Below are 14,834 nucleotides of genomic sequence, written 5' to 3'. Positions count from 1 at the left end.
CGTCGCACGAGGATGTCCCGACACCGGAAAGGTCCGCGTTGTGCACGCCCAGCTCACGGTCACGCCTGCCCAGCTGCCCGACATCCTGCTCACGACCGCCGTCGTCCGGCCGGTCTTCCTCTGGGGCGCGCCCGGAATCGGGAAGTCGTCGCTGGTCCGGGAATTCGCGGCGGCGCTCGGCCTCGAATGCGTCTCGCTGCTCGGCACGCAGCTCGCGCCCGAGGACCTGATCGGCGTCCCGCAGATTTCCGAGGGCCGCAGCCGGTTCTGCCCGCCCGAGCAGATCGCCCGCGACGAGCCGTACTGCCTGTTCCTCGACGAGCTCAACGCCGCGTCGCCGGACGTGCAGAAGGCGTTCTATTCGCTGATCCTCGACCGCCGGATCGGCTCCTACGAACTGCCGCCCGGTTCGGTAGTGATCGGCGCCGGAAACCGCGCCACCGACCAGGCGCTCGCCCGGCCGATGGCCTCGGCGCTGGTGAACCGGCTGGTCCACCTGCACCTGCGCGCGTCGGCGGGCGACTGGCTCGCCTGGGCGGCGGGCCACGACATCCACCCGGCGGTGGTCGAGTACCTCGCCCAGCGTCCGGACCACCTGTGGAGCCAGCCGCCGAAGACCGAGGAACCGTTCTCCACGCCCAGGTCCTGGCACATGCTGTCCGACCTGCTGCACTCGGCAGCCGACCCGCTCGACGACGAGACCGCCGGGCTGCTCGCCTACGCCACGCTCACCCCGCAGCACGCCGGCGCGTTCCGGTCCTATCTCAAGGTCGCCCGGCACGCCTACGACCTGGAAGCGATCCTCAAGGGCGACGCGCGCTGGCCCGCCGAGCCGGGCGAGCGCGACCTGCTCTATTTCCTCGCCGAGACCTTCCGCGTCCGGCTGGCCCGCGACCTGCCCGCGGACAAGCGGCACGCGTCGGCGGCGGTGCGCCAGTTCGCGTTCCGCGCGAAGAGCCTGCTGGTCGAACTGGCGGAGATCTCGCTGGAGATGGCGCAGCTCGTGATCGCGGACGACGAGGCGGGCAACCCGCGCCTGCCGTCGTGGTTCCTGGTCGAAGCCGCACGCGACCTGCCGCGGCTGGTGGCGGCCCGGGCATGAGCGCAGCTTGCGAGCGAATCATGGTTATTCGTGCTGGCACCTCCCTGTCGGCCAGCGTGGAACTCGTCCTCGAGGTGCCGGCATGAGCAGCGTCCGCTCCGACGCTCGCCTCCGCGAACGCCGGAACAAGGCGATCGACGCGGGATGGGCGATGGTCCGCGCGAACACCGTCCTGAAACGGCTCGCGGAGGGCGCGAGCCTGGACCGCACCAGCCTGACCGGCTCCGAAGCTTGGGCCGTGGTCGCCGCCAGCGGCCTGGTCACCGCGAACCGAGCCCGCGACGCCGAACCCGCCGAATGGGCGTGGGTGTTCGCGCATCTGCTGCTGCACCTGGGCCTCGGTCATCTGGACGAGGAGCAGCTCGCCGAGGCGGACGCGATCGCTGCCGGCCGCGAAGTCGACGCGAGCTACAGCGCGGCATGTTGCGTTGCGGTGCACCGGTTCGCGGAGGCGGTGCGAGTCGGGACCCCGCTCACGCTCCTGCCCGAATTCCCCGGCACGGACGAGCTTTCCCTTGCCCGCGCTTGGCGCGACACCGGCGTTCCGGAGGTCTTCCGGTCGCTCGGCACCGGCGGCGATCGGCCGTGTCTCGCGCTCGCGGAGCCGCCGAGCCGCTGGCACGCCCAGTACTGCGGGAAGTCGGCGCCGTGGACCGAGCGGTTCGCGCACGGCTTGATCGCCTCGGCCACCGAGGCGATGGAGCAGGCCGCCGACGCGCGCGGCCAGACCCGGCACCGGCGGAGCCTGGGGGAGTGGGACCGCGCGCTGGGCTGGTTCGCCTCGTCGTTCCCGCTGCTGGGCGCGGTGGCCGCCGGGTTCACGCTGACCGCCGACCCGGAGGTGGTCCGCGCCTGGGACATTTCCGTCGCGGCGGTCGACGCCGAGCACGGCGAGATCTACGTCAACCCGCACGCCGCGCTGACCGCCGAGGAATGGCGGTTCGTGCTCGCCCACGAGATGCTGCACGCCGCGCTCCGGCACGACCGCCGCGCGCTCGGCCGCGACCCGTACCTGTGGAACGTCGCCTGCGACTACGTGATCAACGGCTGGCTGGTCGCCCTCGGCGTCGGCGAGCTGCCCGGCGACGGGCTGCACGATCCGCAGTTAGCCGGACTGTCCGCGGAATCGGTGTACGACACGCTGACCACGGACCTGCGCCGCGCCCGCAAACTGCGCACGCTGGGCGGCCGCGAGGCGGGCGACGTCCTCGGCGATTGGCTGTCCGAGCCGGACGCGGCCGCCCGCCGCTCGTCGCGCCGGACCGAACCCAAGCCGCTGCCGTGGCGCGACGGCGACCGGACCGGCGGCATCGACCTGGACGAGTTCTATCGCCGCGCGCTCAGCCAGGGCCTGGTCTATCACCAAGCGCAGGGCCGCGGCCTGCTGCCGCTCGGGCTGGAACAGGAGATCCGCGCGCTGGACCACCCGCCGCTGCCGTGGGACGCGCAGCTGGCCCAGTGGTTCGACGAGCACGTCCGGGCCGAGCAGCCGGTGCGCAGCTACTCGCGGGCGTCGCGCCGTCAGTCGGCGACGCCGGACATCCCGCGCCCGGGCCGGGTCCGCCCGGAGCGGCTCGAGCGCCGCGCGACCTTCGGCGTCGTGCTGGACACGTCCGGGTCGATGAACGCGGAACTGCTGGGCAAGGCACTCGGCGCGATCGCGTCGTACGCCCGCGCCCGCGACGTCCCGGCCGCCCGGGTGGTGTTCTGCGACGCGGCCGCCTACGACGCCGGATACCTTGCCGTGGAAGACATCGCGGGCCAGGTGAAAGTCCGCGGCCGCGGCGGCACCCGGCTGCAGCCCGGGGTCGACCTGCTGCGCCGCGCCCCGGACTTCCCGGCGGACGGCCCGGTGCTGATCATCACCGACGCGCAATGCGACCACGTGCGGCCGTTGCGGGAACACGCGTTCCTGGTTCCGCGCGGCGCCCGGCTGCCGTTCGTGCCGCGCGGTCCGGTTTTCCGGGTGGAGTGAGTCCGGTGCCAGATCGCAGGATTGCCGCCGCAGCAACAGAAACAGGCAACGCGGAGCGATCCCCGCCCACACGGCCGGACGGGCGCGAGGCTCGCCCGGCCGCATCCGGCGCTACCCGAGTTTCCAAGCCACCGCGTGCATCTTGTAGCCAGCGGTGTCCGCGCTCCCGACCACATACCCGCTGTCGGTGATCCACTCGCCCTTGCTGTGACTGCCGCCCGGCAGAATCCCGAACCGCACGGTGTTCCCGTTGTCGTACCAAACAGTCGCGCGGTTCTGCGAAGCCCCCACCGCGTTCCCGTTCGAGTCGACCCCGGCGACGTCTCCGTCGATCAGATACACATTCCCGTCCGGATCCCACAGCACCGAATCCCGGTCCGGCGGATAGAGATAGCCGCTCCCGGTCACATACCCGGCGGGGCTGACCTGGTTGAGCCAGACCGGATTCGCGCTCGGCCATTGCAGGTGCCGCAGGACCCCGTCGCGGTCCCACGTCACCGGGGCAGAGCTCCCGTGCTCGACGTCGGTCAGGTGCCCGGCGATCGTGCCGTTCCGGTTCATGACGTTGTTCGCGCTGGCCCACGCGGCCGGGGCCAGATCGGTGATCGGACCGCCGTTGACCCACCGCACGGAGTGCGCCTTCGCGGGGTTGGAATCCTGGCCGGAGACGATGGTGCCGTCGGCGGAAATGCCGGTGGCGACGGCCCACGTGTCGCCCGGCAGCGTCCCGAGGTCGGTGACCTGGCCGTCCGGGTCCCAGCGGAACGGGTGCTGCAGGCCGTCCGGCGTCTGCCATTCCCCGACGACCACGCCGGTGTCGCTGATCTTCTCGCCCATCGCGTTGTGGTAGCCGGGCGGAAGCGGCATCAAGGTCGCCTGGCCCGCGGCGTCCCACCGCGCCGGGATGGCGATGGTCGGCGTCAGCACGTACCCGGCGGCGACGCCCTGGCTGTTGATGGCGCGTGCCTGTCCCTGAGCGGCGCCCGGGGTCGGCAGCGCGGTCGGGCGCCCGGCGGTGTCCCAGCGGACCGGGTGGTCGAGGCGCGGGTCGCGGCCCGCCGACGACGTGCCGACCGCCGTCCCCGCCTCGTTGACCGCCAGCGCCAGGCTCTGGTCGTCCCCGGGCAGCGGAGCGAGATCAGTCGGCGCGAGCGGATCGGCCCGGGCGGTCCCGGTCGTCGCGCCCGCGAACACGAGCAGGGCGGCGGCGAGCGAGCACGCGCGTCTTCGTCCGGTCGCACTGTTCCTGGTCATCATGACTCCCCATCTGATGCGGCAGTGTGCGACAAGCAGTCGTTTCCCGAGGCAGCGGTGGTACGACCTGCGCGCGGAATTACTCCCGTGGCGCCGGATTTGCCTGCGGACAGCCGACGTATTTTTGCCGTCGTGTTAACCCTGGCGGCGTAAGCGACGTCCCCGGCGTGGCATGACCCACGCTCGGCGTGCGAGACGGCGCCCCGCCCATAAACTTCCGCGCATGGACGACCCGCACTACCTTTCCGGCCTGAACCTGACCGGCCGCCGCGTCGTGGTGTTCGGCGGCGGTTCTGTTGCCCAGCGCCGGCTGCCCCGGCTGATCAGCGCGGGCGCCCGCGTCGAACTGGTGTCGCCGCACACGACGCCGTCGGTGCAGGGGATGGCGGACGCGGGCGAACTGGTCTGGCACCGGCGCCGCTACACCGAGGGCGACCTGCGGGCCGCCTGGTACGCGCTGGCTTGCACGAACAGCCCGGAAACCAACGCCGAGATCTGCGCCGAGGCCGAACGGGAACGCGTCTTCTGCGTCCGCGCCGACGAGGGCGAGTCCGGTTCGGCGGTGACCCCGGCGACCGGACGGCACGGCGGCCTCCTGTTCGGCGTCCTGTCCGGCGGCGAGCCGCTCCGCTCGGCCGCGGTCCGCGATTCGATGCTGGACGGCCTGCACGCGGGCACGATCGAGGACGGCCGCCAGCCGCATCCGGAAGGCACGCTGCCCGGCGTCGCGCTGGTCGGCGGCGGGCCCGGCGACCCGGACCTGATCACCGTCCGCGCCCGGCGGCTGCTGTCGCGCGCCGACGTCGTGGTCGTCGACCGGCTCGGCCCGCGAGACCTGCTGGACGAACTCGCGCCGGAGGTCGAGGTCATCGACGCGGCGAAGATCCCGTACGGCCGCGCGGCGAGCCAGGAGGTGATCAACCGGACGCTCGTCGAGAAGGCCAAGGAAGGCAAGTTCGTCGTCCGGCTCAAGGGCGGCGACCCGTACCTGTTCGGCCGCGGGTTCGAAGAGGTCCAGGCGTGCGCCGAGGCGGGCGTGCCGGTGACGATGGTCCCGGGCATCACCTCGGCCTTCGCGGTGCCCGCGGTGGCGGACGTGCCGGTGACGCACCGCGGGGTCGCGCACGAGGTGGTCGTCGTGTCCGGGCACGTCGCGCCGGGGGACGAGCGATCGCTGGTGGACTGGTCGCTGCTGGCCCGGATGCGCGGGACGATCGTGCTGATGATGGGCGTCGAACGGCTGCCGAAGTTCGCCGCCGCCCTGCTCGAAGGCGGCCGCCCCGGCGACACGCCGGTCGCGGTGATCGAGGACGGGACCATGCGGACCCAGCGAGTGCTGCGGTCGACGCTCGCCTCGGTGGCCGAGGAGGCGGCGGCCGCGGGAGTCCGCCCGCCCGCGGTGATCGTGTTCGGCCCGGTCGCCGGACTTGACCGGAATGAGGCCGGATAACGCCGGACAACGCGCCGTCCGCGCGCGAAGATGTCCGGTATGACCTTGCCTGCCCTGCCCGAGGAGTCATTCCGGCGCGTGCTCTGCGTCGTCGCGCACCCGGACGACATGGAGTACGGCACGTCCGCCGCCGTCGCGCGCTGGACCGCGCGCGGCATCGAGGTCGCCTACCTCCTGCTCACCCGCGGCGAGGCAGGCATGCCGAACCCGCCCGAGGAGACGGCCCGCCTGCGTGTCGCCGAACAGCGCAACGCCTGCGCGGCCGTCGGCGTCGAGCGCCTCACCGTGCTCGACCATCCGGACGGCGTGCTCGTCTACGGCCTCGACCTGCGCCGGGACATCTCCCGCGAGATCCGCCGGTTCAAGCCCGACGTCGTGCTCGGCTGCGGATTCGACGTCGAAACGCCCTACGGCTTCGACCAGGCCGACCACCGCGCTGTCGGACTCGCGACCCTCGACGCGATCCGCGACGCGGGCAACCGGTGGGTCTTCCCGGAGCAGATCGACGACGAGGGCCTGGCACCGCATTCGGCGCGCTGGTACCTCGTCCCGGGCCTCCCCGGCTCCGGGGCGACCCACGGCGTCGACGTCACGGGAGAACCGCTGCAACGCGGCGTCGCGTCTCTGGAGGCGCACGCCGCGTACCTGGCCGCGCTCCCGGACCACCCCGCGCCCGCCGACTTCATCCCGCAGTTCGCGGCGATGAGCGGCAAGGCCATGGACGTGGAGCACGCCGTCCTGTTCCGCGCCCACGACCTCCAGGCGCCTCCGCACTTACCCGACGACGACTGACATGGCCCCGGCGGAAGGTCATGCGGGGGTCCTGAGGGACTTTGATTCCGTCAGGACCCCCGCACGAACCTCGAGGCTCCGGGCTCAGGCCGGGTAGCGGCGAAAGGCGAAGTCCCGGATCGCCGCGCTGAGCCGCTTGGGGTCGAAGCGCAGCTCGACCGGGCTGCGGGCCTGGACGAACTCGGCGTTCGGCAGGTCCTCGGCCAGGCTGCCCGCGTCGCCGAACGGGTGGATCGGGTCGCCCTCGTGCCCGATCACCAGCGTCGGCGTGGTGATCGTGCCCCGGATCGACTTGGGCGGCGCGACGCGGCCGAACAGCACGCCGTGCAGCAACGCGGCCATCGGAGCCGGTTCCTGGCTCAGCGTGTCGGTGATGACGTCCACCCACTGGTTGCCGTGCGGCACCAGGTGCGCGGCCAACGCCACCCCGCGCACCGTCGCGGGCAGGAAGCGCGCGGCGAACAACAGGGGTGCGAAGGTCAGCAGCCCGGCGATGATCGCATTGTCCAGCACCGGCATTTCGACCACCAGCCCGCGCACCCGCGACGGGGCGGCCACCGCCACCTCCAGCGCCACGTTCGCGCCCAGCGAGGTGCCGCCCACCACCGCGTCCTCGATCTCGAGATGGTCGAGCAGCGCGACGGCCTGCTCGCCGAACGCGGGCATCGAATAGCGCCACGACTGCGTCGGCCGGTCCGAGTCGCCGTGGCCGAGCAGGTCGAGGGTCACCACGCGGAACCCGGCGCGGGCGAGCCGCCTGGCCAGCGGCGCGTGCATCCGCCGGGTGAACATGATCCCGTGCATCAGCACCACGACGCGGTCGCCGCTGCCGTATTCGGTGTAGCACAGGCGCTGGCCCTCGTGGCGGAACGAGCCGGACAGCTCGATCGGCCTCGCCCTGCGGGCCGCCGCGGGTTCCGCCGGCGGGGCGTCGGCGACGGGCACGGGTGCCGGATCCATACGGGCGCCTCCCTCTCCACCTCGGGTCTCCAGGAAAGCATCCCGCAGCGCCGTTGGCACAGTGTCAACCGGATGAGCTGGGGTGGCCGGGATGAGTAAAGATGGCCGCATGACCGAACCAGTAGCCGCCCTTCCCGAACTCGCCTCGCTCCGCGTCGACCTCGACGGCGCGGTCGCCGAGGTCACCCTGCTCGGCCCGGGCAAGGGCAACGCGATGGGCCCCGACTTCTGGCGCGAGCTGCCGCAGGTGTTCGCCGCCCTCGACGCCGACCCGCGCGTGCGCGCCGTGGTCCTGACCGGCAGCGGCAAGCACTTCTCCTACGGCCTCGACCTGCCCGCGATGATGGGCAGCTGGGCCCCGCTGCTGGCCGGCGACGCGCTGGCCGGGCCGCGCACCGAGTTCCACCGCGAGGTCCAGCGGCTGCAGCAGGCGGTCAGCTCGATCGCCGAATGCCGCAAACCCGTCGTCGCCGCGGTGTCCGGCTGGTGCATCGGCGGCGGCGTGGACGTCATCACCGCCGCCGACATCCGCCTGGCCAGTGCGGACGCGAAGTTCAGCGTCCGCGAGGTGAAGGTCGCGATCGTGGCCGACATCGGCAGCCTGCAGCGCCTCGCGCCGATCGTCGGCGAGGGCCACGTCCGCGAGCTCGCGCTGACCGGCAAGGACATCGACGCCGCGCGGGCGGAGAAGATCGGCCTGGTCAACGACGTGTACCCGGACCAGGAAACCGTGCTGGCCAAAGCCCGCGAGCTGGCCGCGGAGATCGCCGCGAACCCGCCGCTGGTCGTCCAGGGCACCAAGCAGGTGCTGTCGACGAACACTGAACGCCAGGTCGCCGAGGGCCTGCGCTACGTCGCCGCGTGGAACTCCGCGTTCCTGCCGAGCAAGGACCTCCAGGAAGCCGTGCAGGCCTTCCTGGAGCGACGAGCGCCGGAATTCAAGGGCGAGTAAAACAGGCACGGGAAAGCGAGCACGAGGAGTACGACGTGAGCAACGGCGCTGAGGTCACCGGCTACCAGGCATTCCGCGCGGCGCGGGACTATCTGCAGGCCCACCGCGAGGACTACGAAACCGCTTACCGGGAGTTCGCGTGGCCGCGGCTGGACGAGTTCAACTGGGCCACCGACTGGTTCGACGCGATCGCGGCGGATCCGGCGAACGCGCAGCGGTACGCGCTGTGGATCGTGGAAGAGGACGGCGCCGAGAACCGCTGGACGTTCCCGGAGATGTCGGCCCGGTCCAACCAGGTCGCCAACTGGCTGCGCGGCCTCGGCGTCGCGCGCGGCGACCGGGTGATCGTCATGCTCGGCAACCAGGGCGAGCTGTGGGAGACCATCCTCGCGGCGATCAAGCTTGGCGCGGTCGTGATCCCGGCGTCCACGCTGCTCGGACCGGCCGACCTGGTGGACCGCGTCGAGCGCGGCAACGCGAAGCACGTGATCGTGCGCGACGTCGACGCGGAGAAGTTCGCCGACGTAGCGGGCGGCTACACGCGCATCGCGGTCGGCGAACCGGTTTCCGGCTGGCACGCCTTCGAAACCGCGTACGCGTCGTCGGCCGAATTCACCCCGGACGGGGTCACCCGCGCCGAGGACCCGCTGCTGCTGTACTTCACCTCGGGCACCACCGCGAAACCGAAACTCGTGCAGCACACGCACGTGTCCTATCCGGTCGGCCATCTGTCCACAATGTACTGGATCGGGCTGGAACCGGGCGACGTCCACCTCAACATCTCGTCGCCGGGCTGGGCCAAGCACGCGTGGAGCAACTTCTTCGCGCCGTGGAACGCCGAAGCGACCGTTTTCCTGTACAACTACGCGCGGTTCGACGCGGCCGCGCTGATGGCGCAGATGGACCGGTGCGCCGTCACCAGCTTCTGCGCGCCGCCGACGGTCTGGCGGATGCTCATCCAGGCGGACCTGACCGCGCTGCGGACGCCGCCGAAGAAGGTCGTCGGCGCGGGGGAGCCGCTCAACCCCGAGGTGATCGAGCAGGTCGAGAAGGCGTGGGGCGTCACCATCCGGGACGGCTTCGGGCAGACCGAAACCAGCGTCCAGGTCGCGAACACGCCCGGCCAGGACGTCGTGGCCGGTTCGATGGGCCGCCCGCTGCCCGGGTTCGCGGTCGCGCTGGTCGACCCGGTGACCGGCGAGCGCGCGACCGAGGGCGAGATCTGCCTCGACCTGGCGCACCGGCCGGTCGGCCTGATGGCGGGCTACGCGGACGACGACGAGCGCACGTCGGCCGCGTTCGCGAACGGTTACTACCACACCGGCGACGTCGGCTCGATCGACGAGCGCGGCTACATCACCTACGTCGGCCGCACCGACGACGTCTTCAAGGCGTCGGACTACCGGATCTCGCCGTTCGAGCTGGAGAGCGTCCTGCTGGAGCACGAAGCGGTCGCCGAGGCGGCCGTGGTTCCCGCGCCGGACCCGATCCGGCTGGCCGTGCCCAAGGCGTACGTCGTGCTCGCCTCGGGACGCGAGCCGAACGCCGAGACCGCGCGAGAGATCCTCGCGTACGCGCGGGAGCACCTCGCGCCGTACAAGCGGATCCGGCGGCTCGAGTTCGGGGAGCTGCCGAAGACCATCTCGGGCAAGATCCGCCGGGTCGAACTGCGCGGCCGCGAGGGCGGCGAACGGCCCGAGGGCGAGTTCCGCGAGGACGACTTCCCGGACCTCAAGTCCTGAGCCGTGGTTCCGGCCGGGGTCTTACTCGGCCGGAACCACCGCCGCCAGCACGGTTTGCCCGCCCTTGCTGCACGTGGTGCCGCCCTGCGCGGCGGGCGGGCCGGAAACGCACAGCCAGCCGTCGACGGTCGCGTTGACCGGATTGTTCGATCCCGCCGCCTGGCGGCCGTTGATCGCCTGGTGGAACTTCTTGACGAGCGCCATCGCGTCCGCGCACGGGACGGTTTTGTCGTCGTAGACGTACAACGTCATCCCGCTCGCCGCGGTGACCGTGCCGCACGTGCCCGGAGCGGACGGCGGCGCCTGTTTCGACGGCTTCGGCGCGGCCGCGCTGCTGCTGGGCGCGGAGGGCGTACTGCTCGCGCCCGCCGTCTGCGGCAGCGGCGGGGGAGCGTGCGTGCTGGGCGCCGCCGAGGCGATCGCGGAGGGCGCCGACGAGGCGGCCGCCGGTGTCGCTTGATCCCCCGAACAGGCGGTGAGCGCGGGCAAAACCACCACAGCCGCGCACAGCGGCCCGTACACGGTTTTCGACGGGAGCACCGCGATCCTTTCTCCGGGGTCGCGCCCATTCTGGCCCCTCGCGCCCCCGCTGAGCGGCACCGACACACCGGAACGGATCCGGTTCTGTCTACTGTGGACGGTTGTTTTCCGGTTTCCGGACTGGGAAATCCGCATCGCCCGGACGCATCGTTCGGAGGAATCCGGCCCGAGGCGGTTAACGCCCGGCGGTCCCGCGCCGACGTAGAGGACAGGCGCCCCGCGCGTTCCAGGTCCCCGAAGCCCGACGCCAGAGAGCACGAGTCACCCAGAGCATGAGCACCGAAACCGTCCCCGCAGCCGAGACCGACACCCCGACCGGCCCGCCGACCGAACCCTGCAGCGTGGTGTGGTGCGGCGGCCGCCCCTACGTTCTCGAAGCCGGAGCCGTGCGCCCGCGCTGGGTGGGCACCGACGGCCGCGGCCGTCCCGAGACGCTGAGCAACGCGCAGCTGCAGCGCCGCGGCTGGAGCCACCGCCGCGCTGCCAGCAGGCGCCGCGCCCGCTGAGACTTCCGCCGGACGGCGGCCGGAACCGGGGAGGGGTTCCGGCCGCCGTCCGGCGGATCCGCCGTTTTCCCCGTCATCGCGCCGATTCGTCCCCGGCGCCGATTCGTCCCCGGCGCCGATTCGTTCCCGGCCCGCGCCGTCGCATCCCCGGGCTGTGGATCCGCTCGCGCGGCCGCGGCGGAAGCGGCCCAGTGCCGGACGAGCCGGGTCCGCCCGCGCCGTTCCGATCCGCCGCCGGGCCGAGCGCCCCAATGCCGCTTTGGGCGCGTCTGACGCACCAATGCCGCCGGCAGCGCGGTGCGCTGGCGTCGCTCCCGCGAAAGTCCGTGAGGGCAACCCCGCGGGAATCAGAGTTCCCCTCGCGGACTTCGGCATGGTGCCCGGCGAGGCGGAACCCCGAACTTCACCCGCCGGGAGAAACCTCGCGACCCGGCTCGCTCTAGGCTGACCGCGTGACCACGGTCCCCGACGAGCCCAAGAACGAGGCCAAGGCCGAGCCCTCCCTGTGGCGGCAGGCGCTCACCATCCCCAACCTGCTGTCGCTGCTGCGCCTGGCGGGCGTCCCGGTGTTCCTGTGGCTGCTGCTCGGCCCGAAGGAGGACGGCTGGGCGCTCGCCCTGCTGATCTTCTCCGCGCTCACCGACTGGCTCGACGGCAAGCTCGCCCGCTGGCTCGACCAGATGTCGCGGCTCGGGCAGCTGCTCGACCCCGCCGCGGACCGGCTCTACATCCTCGCCACGCTCGTCGCCTTCCTGATCCGCGACATCATCCCGTGGTGGGTCGTCGTCCCGCTGGTGCTGCGCGAGCTGGTGCTCGGGGTGTGCGTGATGCTGCTGCGGCGCGGCGGGTTCGCGCCGCCCGAGGTCACCTACATCGGCAAGGGCGCGACCTTCGTGCTCATGTACGCCTTCCCGTTCCTGCTGCTCACGCAGGGCGGCTCGGACGTCGCCGCGGTCGCGCGGCCGATCGCCTACGCGTTCATGGTGTGGGGCGGCGTCCTGTATGTCTGGTCCGGGGCGCTCTACGTCGTGCAGGCGGCTCGCGCGCTGCGCACCCGGTGATGGAAGATTGTCGGCACGAAAGCCAGCACCAGGAAGGGGAGCGGCGTTGACCACTCCGGAAGAACTGCGCTACACCGAGGAGCACGAGTGGGTCGCGACCCGCGAGGGTTCGCTCGTGCGGGTGGGCATCACCGAATACGCGCAGGACCAGCTCGGCGACGTCGTGTTCGTCGACCTGCCCGAGGTCGGCAAGCAGGTCGGGGCGGGCGACGCGTTCGGCGAGGTCGAGTCCACGAAAAGCGTCTCGGAGCTGTTCGCGCCGGTCGACGGCGAGATCGTCGCGGTCAACTCCGCGGTCGCCGATTCGCCGGAGCTCGTCAACTCCGACCCCTACGGCGAGGGCTGGCTCGTGGAGATCCGGCTCGACGACCCGGCCGGTCTCGAAGCGCTGCTCGACGCCGAGGCGTACCAGGCGCTCATCAAGGGCTGAGCCGTTCGGCCGGGCGTGGTGAGCCTCAAGGGGAGCCCGAGGGTTCCGGGCCGGTCGGGCACGGTACGTTGACAGCTGCACGTTCTTGGTCGATGACAACACTTCATGCGTAGAGGAGAGCTCAGGTGAGCACGAACGACGGGCCCGGCGTTCCCCCGGAGCAGTCTCCGGAGCGGACCTCTGTCTTCCGGGCCGATTTCCTGGCCGACATGGAAGGCCAGCAGGAGTCCGCGCCGGCCGCCGAGGCACCGGTGCAGGGCGTCGACGCCCTGCCGCCGGGTTCCGCCCTCCTGGTCGTGAAGCGCGGGCCCAACGCGGGCTCCCGCTTCCTGCTCGACCGCGACACCACCAGCGCGGGACGGCACCCCGACAGCGACATCTTCCTCGACGACGTCACGGTTTCCCGCCGCCACGCGGAATTCCGGCGCGAGGGCGGGGAGTTCGTCGTGATCGACGTCGGCAGCCTGAACGGCACCTACGTCAACCGCGAGCCGGTCGACCAGGCCGTCCTCGCCGGCGGCGACGAGGTGCAGATCGGCAAGTTCCGTCTGGTCTTCCTGACCGGCCCGGGGCACGGGGGCCAGGGGGCGCAGTGACGGCGGCCGGGCAGCCCGGTCGTCAGGAGGCCCGGCGGGACGGGTTGAGCATCGGGGCGGTGCTCGCGCAGCTGCGCGGGGACTTCCCCGATGTCACGATTTCGAAGATCCGCTTCCTCGAGGCGGAAGGCCTGGTCCGCCCGGGCCGCACGCCCTCGGGGTACCGGCAGTTCTCGCCCGCGGACGTGGAACGCCTGCGGTACGTGCTGTCCGCGCAGCGCGACCACTACCTCCCGCTCAAGGTCATCAAGGAGCAGCTCGACGCGGCCGACGCGGGTGCGCAACCGCCCGCGCCGGTCCCGTCGGCTCCCCAGCTGCCGCGGCGGCTCGTGCCGCTCGGCGACGGGAGCGATCCGGCGGGACTGCCCGCGGCGGCGGACTTCGAGACCGGGCCGGAGCTCCGGCTCACCCAGGAAGACCTGCTGGAGCAGGCGGGCATCGACGACGCGATGCTCGCCGAGCTGTGCCAGTACGGCCTGCTGCGCCCCGGCGCGGCGGGTTTTTTCGGCCCGGAATCGGTCCTGATCGCCCGCACCGTCAAGGCGATGACCGAATTCGGGCTCGAACCGCGGCACCTGCGCGCGTTCCGCGCCGCGGCCGACCGCGAGGTCGGCCTGCTGGAGCAAATCGTGACCCCGGCGTACCGGCATCGGGACGCGGACGCGAAGGCGCGCGCGGACGAGGTCGTGCGCGAACTGGCCGCGCTGTCGGTCACGCTGCACACGCTGCTCGTCAAAGCCGGCATCCGCGGCGTCGCCGGCGACTGACCCGTATGCCCGAGACGCGGTTCCGGTCACTTGTCAATGACTGAACCTCAGCGCCGGGATGCCGTACCGTGAGAGACGGTTCGCGAGACCACGAACCGAGAATGTCCGCTGCGAGCGAGCACAGCGCCCGGATGACGGGTAGCGTCGGAGACAACGGTCGTCAGCCGTCGCCAGCGCTGCGGCCCGTGTGCACGAGAGGGAGGCGAAGCCCGATGAGCGAGATGCGCGTCGTCGGCGTGCGGGTCGAACTGCCCGCCAATCAGCCGATCTTGTTGCTGCGGGAGACCGAGGGCGAGCGGTACCTGCCGATCTGGATCGGCTCGGTCGAAGCCACCGCGATCGCCCTGGAACAGCAAGGCGTGCGGCCCGCCCGGCCGCTCACCCACGATCTGCTCAAAGAGGTCATCGGCGCGCTCGGGCGCGAGCTCGAGCAGGTCGTGATCACCGACCTCAAAGAAGGCACGTTCTTCGCCGAGCTGGTCTTCGACGGCGACATCCGGGTGTCGGCCCGCCCGAGCGACTCGGTCGCGCTGGCGCTGCGGATCGGCGTCCCGATCCACGCGGTCGACGCCGTGCTCGAGGAAGCCGGGCTGATCATCCCGGACGAGCAGGAGGACGAGGTCGAGAAGTTCCGCGAGTTCCTCGACTCGGTGTCCCCGGAAGACTTCCGCGGCGCCGACACCTGATCGCCCCTGCCCGGCGGTTTC

16 protein-coding genes are annotated in these 14,834 nt (G+C 71.9%); 13 read left to right on the top strand and 3 right to left on the bottom strand.

Going from position 1 to position 14,834, the window contains the following annotated elements:
* The first annotated feature begins 40 nt into the window (after positions 1 to 40).
* Together L3Q65_RS14975 and L3Q65_RS14970 are read left to right on the top strand one after the other, a co-directional pair.
* Positions 41 to 1,102, top strand: a complete 1,062-nt coding sequence (locus tag L3Q65_RS14975; protein ID WP_182889058.1) for an AAA family ATPase — start codon at positions 41 to 43, stop codon at positions 1,100 to 1,102.
* Positions 1,103 to 1,184: 82 nt separating this feature from the next.
* Positions 1,185 to 3,077, top strand: a complete 1,893-nt coding sequence (locus tag L3Q65_RS14970; protein ID WP_237600014.1) for a VWA-like domain-containing protein — start codon at positions 1,185 to 1,187, stop codon at positions 3,075 to 3,077.
* Positions 3,078 to 3,188: 111 nt separating this feature from the next.
* Here L3Q65_RS14970 and L3Q65_RS14965 read toward each other — a convergent pair whose 3' ends face one another.
* A complete protein-coding gene (locus L3Q65_RS14965; protein ID WP_237600013.1) occupies positions 3,189 to 4,331 on the bottom strand; it encodes an HAF repeat-containing protein in 1,143 nt (380 codons plus the stop codon).
* A gap of 223 nt (positions 4,332 to 4,554) precedes the next feature.
* On the opposite strand from L3Q65_RS14965, the gene cobA reads away from it, so the two are divergent.
* Together cobA and L3Q65_RS14955 are read left to right on the top strand one after the other, a co-directional pair.
* Positions 4,555 to 5,781: a uroporphyrinogen-III C-methyltransferase gene (cobA, locus tag L3Q65_RS14960; protein WP_182889061.1), complete on the top strand. Its 1,227-nt coding sequence runs from the start codon at positions 4,555 to 4,557 to the stop codon at positions 5,779 to 5,781.
* A gap of 30 nt (positions 5,782 to 5,811) precedes the next feature.
* Complete coding sequence (locus L3Q65_RS14955) at positions 5,812 to 6,573, top strand: PIG-L deacetylase family protein (protein ID WP_220506580.1); 762 nt, start codon at positions 5,812 to 5,814, stop codon at positions 6,571 to 6,573.
* A gap of 84 nt (positions 6,574 to 6,657) precedes the next feature.
* Here the strand turns inward: L3Q65_RS14955 and L3Q65_RS14950 are convergent, their stop codons facing one another.
* Positions 6,658 to 7,533, bottom strand: a complete 876-nt coding sequence (locus L3Q65_RS14950) for an alpha/beta fold hydrolase (protein ID WP_182889063.1) — start codon at positions 7,531 to 7,533, stop codon at positions 6,658 to 6,660.
* 109 nt (positions 7,534 to 7,642) lie between these two features.
* Between L3Q65_RS14950 and L3Q65_RS14945 the strand changes: the two genes are divergently transcribed.
* Both L3Q65_RS14945 and L3Q65_RS14940 read left to right on the top strand, forming a co-directional pair.
* Positions 7,643 to 8,485 (top strand): crotonase/enoyl-CoA hydratase family protein, encoded by an 843-nt coding sequence (locus tag L3Q65_RS14945; RefSeq protein ID WP_182889064.1) that lies wholly within the window; start codon positions 7,643 to 7,645, stop codon positions 8,483 to 8,485.
* Between the two features lie 35 nt (positions 8,486 to 8,520).
* A complete protein-coding gene (locus L3Q65_RS14940) occupies positions 8,521 to 10,227 on the top strand; it encodes an AMP-binding protein (RefSeq protein WP_237600012.1) in 1,707 nt (568 codons plus the stop codon).
* A 21-nt stretch (positions 10,228 to 10,248) separates the two neighbouring features.
* Here the strand turns inward: L3Q65_RS14940 and L3Q65_RS14935 are convergent, their stop codons facing one another.
* Entirely contained in the window at positions 10,249 to 10,479 is a 231-nt protein-coding gene (locus L3Q65_RS14935) for a hypothetical protein (protein WP_237600011.1), read from the bottom strand.
* A gap of 13 nt (positions 10,480 to 10,492) precedes the next feature.
* Here L3Q65_RS14935 and L3Q65_RS14930 point away from each other — a divergent pair, with 13 nt between their 5' ends.
* The 7 genes from L3Q65_RS14930 to L3Q65_RS14900 all read left to right on the top strand — a co-directional run bounded on the left by L3Q65_RS14930 (position 10,493) and on the right by L3Q65_RS14900 (position 14,813).
* The gene (locus L3Q65_RS14930) at positions 10,493 to 10,687 is read left to right on the top strand and encodes a hypothetical protein (RefSeq protein ID WP_237600010.1); all 195 of its coding nucleotides are present in this window, start codon (positions 10,493 to 10,495) and stop codon (positions 10,685 to 10,687) included.
* A 352-nt stretch (positions 10,688 to 11,039) separates the two neighbouring features.
* Positions 11,040 to 11,273, top strand: a complete 234-nt coding sequence (locus L3Q65_RS14925; protein ID WP_182889067.1) for a hypothetical protein — start codon at positions 11,040 to 11,042, stop codon at positions 11,271 to 11,273.
* A 452-nt stretch (positions 11,274 to 11,725) separates the two neighbouring features.
* Positions 11,726 to 12,334 carry a CDP-alcohol phosphatidyltransferase family protein gene (locus tag L3Q65_RS14920; RefSeq protein WP_237600009.1) on the top strand — a complete coding sequence of 203 codons (609 nt, stop codon included), beginning with the start codon at positions 11,726 to 11,728 and terminating at the stop codon, positions 12,332 to 12,334.
* Positions 12,335 to 12,380: 46 nt separating this feature from the next.
* Complete coding sequence (gcvH, locus tag L3Q65_RS14915) at positions 12,381 to 12,764, top strand: glycine cleavage system protein GcvH (RefSeq protein WP_237600008.1); 384 nt, start codon at positions 12,381 to 12,383, stop codon at positions 12,762 to 12,764.
* A gap of 125 nt (positions 12,765 to 12,889) precedes the next feature.
* Positions 12,890 to 13,360, top strand: a complete 471-nt coding sequence (gene garA, locus L3Q65_RS14910; protein WP_009078859.1) for a glycogen accumulation regulator GarA — start codon at positions 12,890 to 12,892, stop codon at positions 13,358 to 13,360.
* Positions 13,357 to 14,127 carry a MerR family transcriptional regulator gene (locus tag L3Q65_RS14905; protein ID WP_237600007.1) on the top strand — a complete coding sequence of 257 codons (771 nt, stop codon included), beginning with the start codon at positions 13,357 to 13,359 and terminating at the stop codon, positions 14,125 to 14,127. The genes garA and L3Q65_RS14905 overlap by 4 nt, the downstream gene beginning before the upstream one ends.
* A gap of 212 nt (positions 14,128 to 14,339) precedes the next feature.
* Positions 14,340 to 14,813: a bifunctional nuclease family protein gene (locus tag L3Q65_RS14900; protein ID WP_009078856.1), complete on the top strand. Its 474-nt coding sequence runs from the start codon at positions 14,340 to 14,342 to the stop codon at positions 14,811 to 14,813.
* Positions 14,814 to 14,834 lie beyond the last annotated feature (21 nt).

This window comes from Amycolatopsis sp. FU40 (genome assembly GCF_021903635.1).
Lineage (GTDB): Bacteria > Actinomycetota > Actinomycetes > Mycobacteriales > Pseudonocardiaceae > Amycolatopsis > Amycolatopsis dendrobii.
Note: the sequence above shows the minus strand (reverse complement) of the source record. Positions and strands in the feature narration are given on the sequence as shown.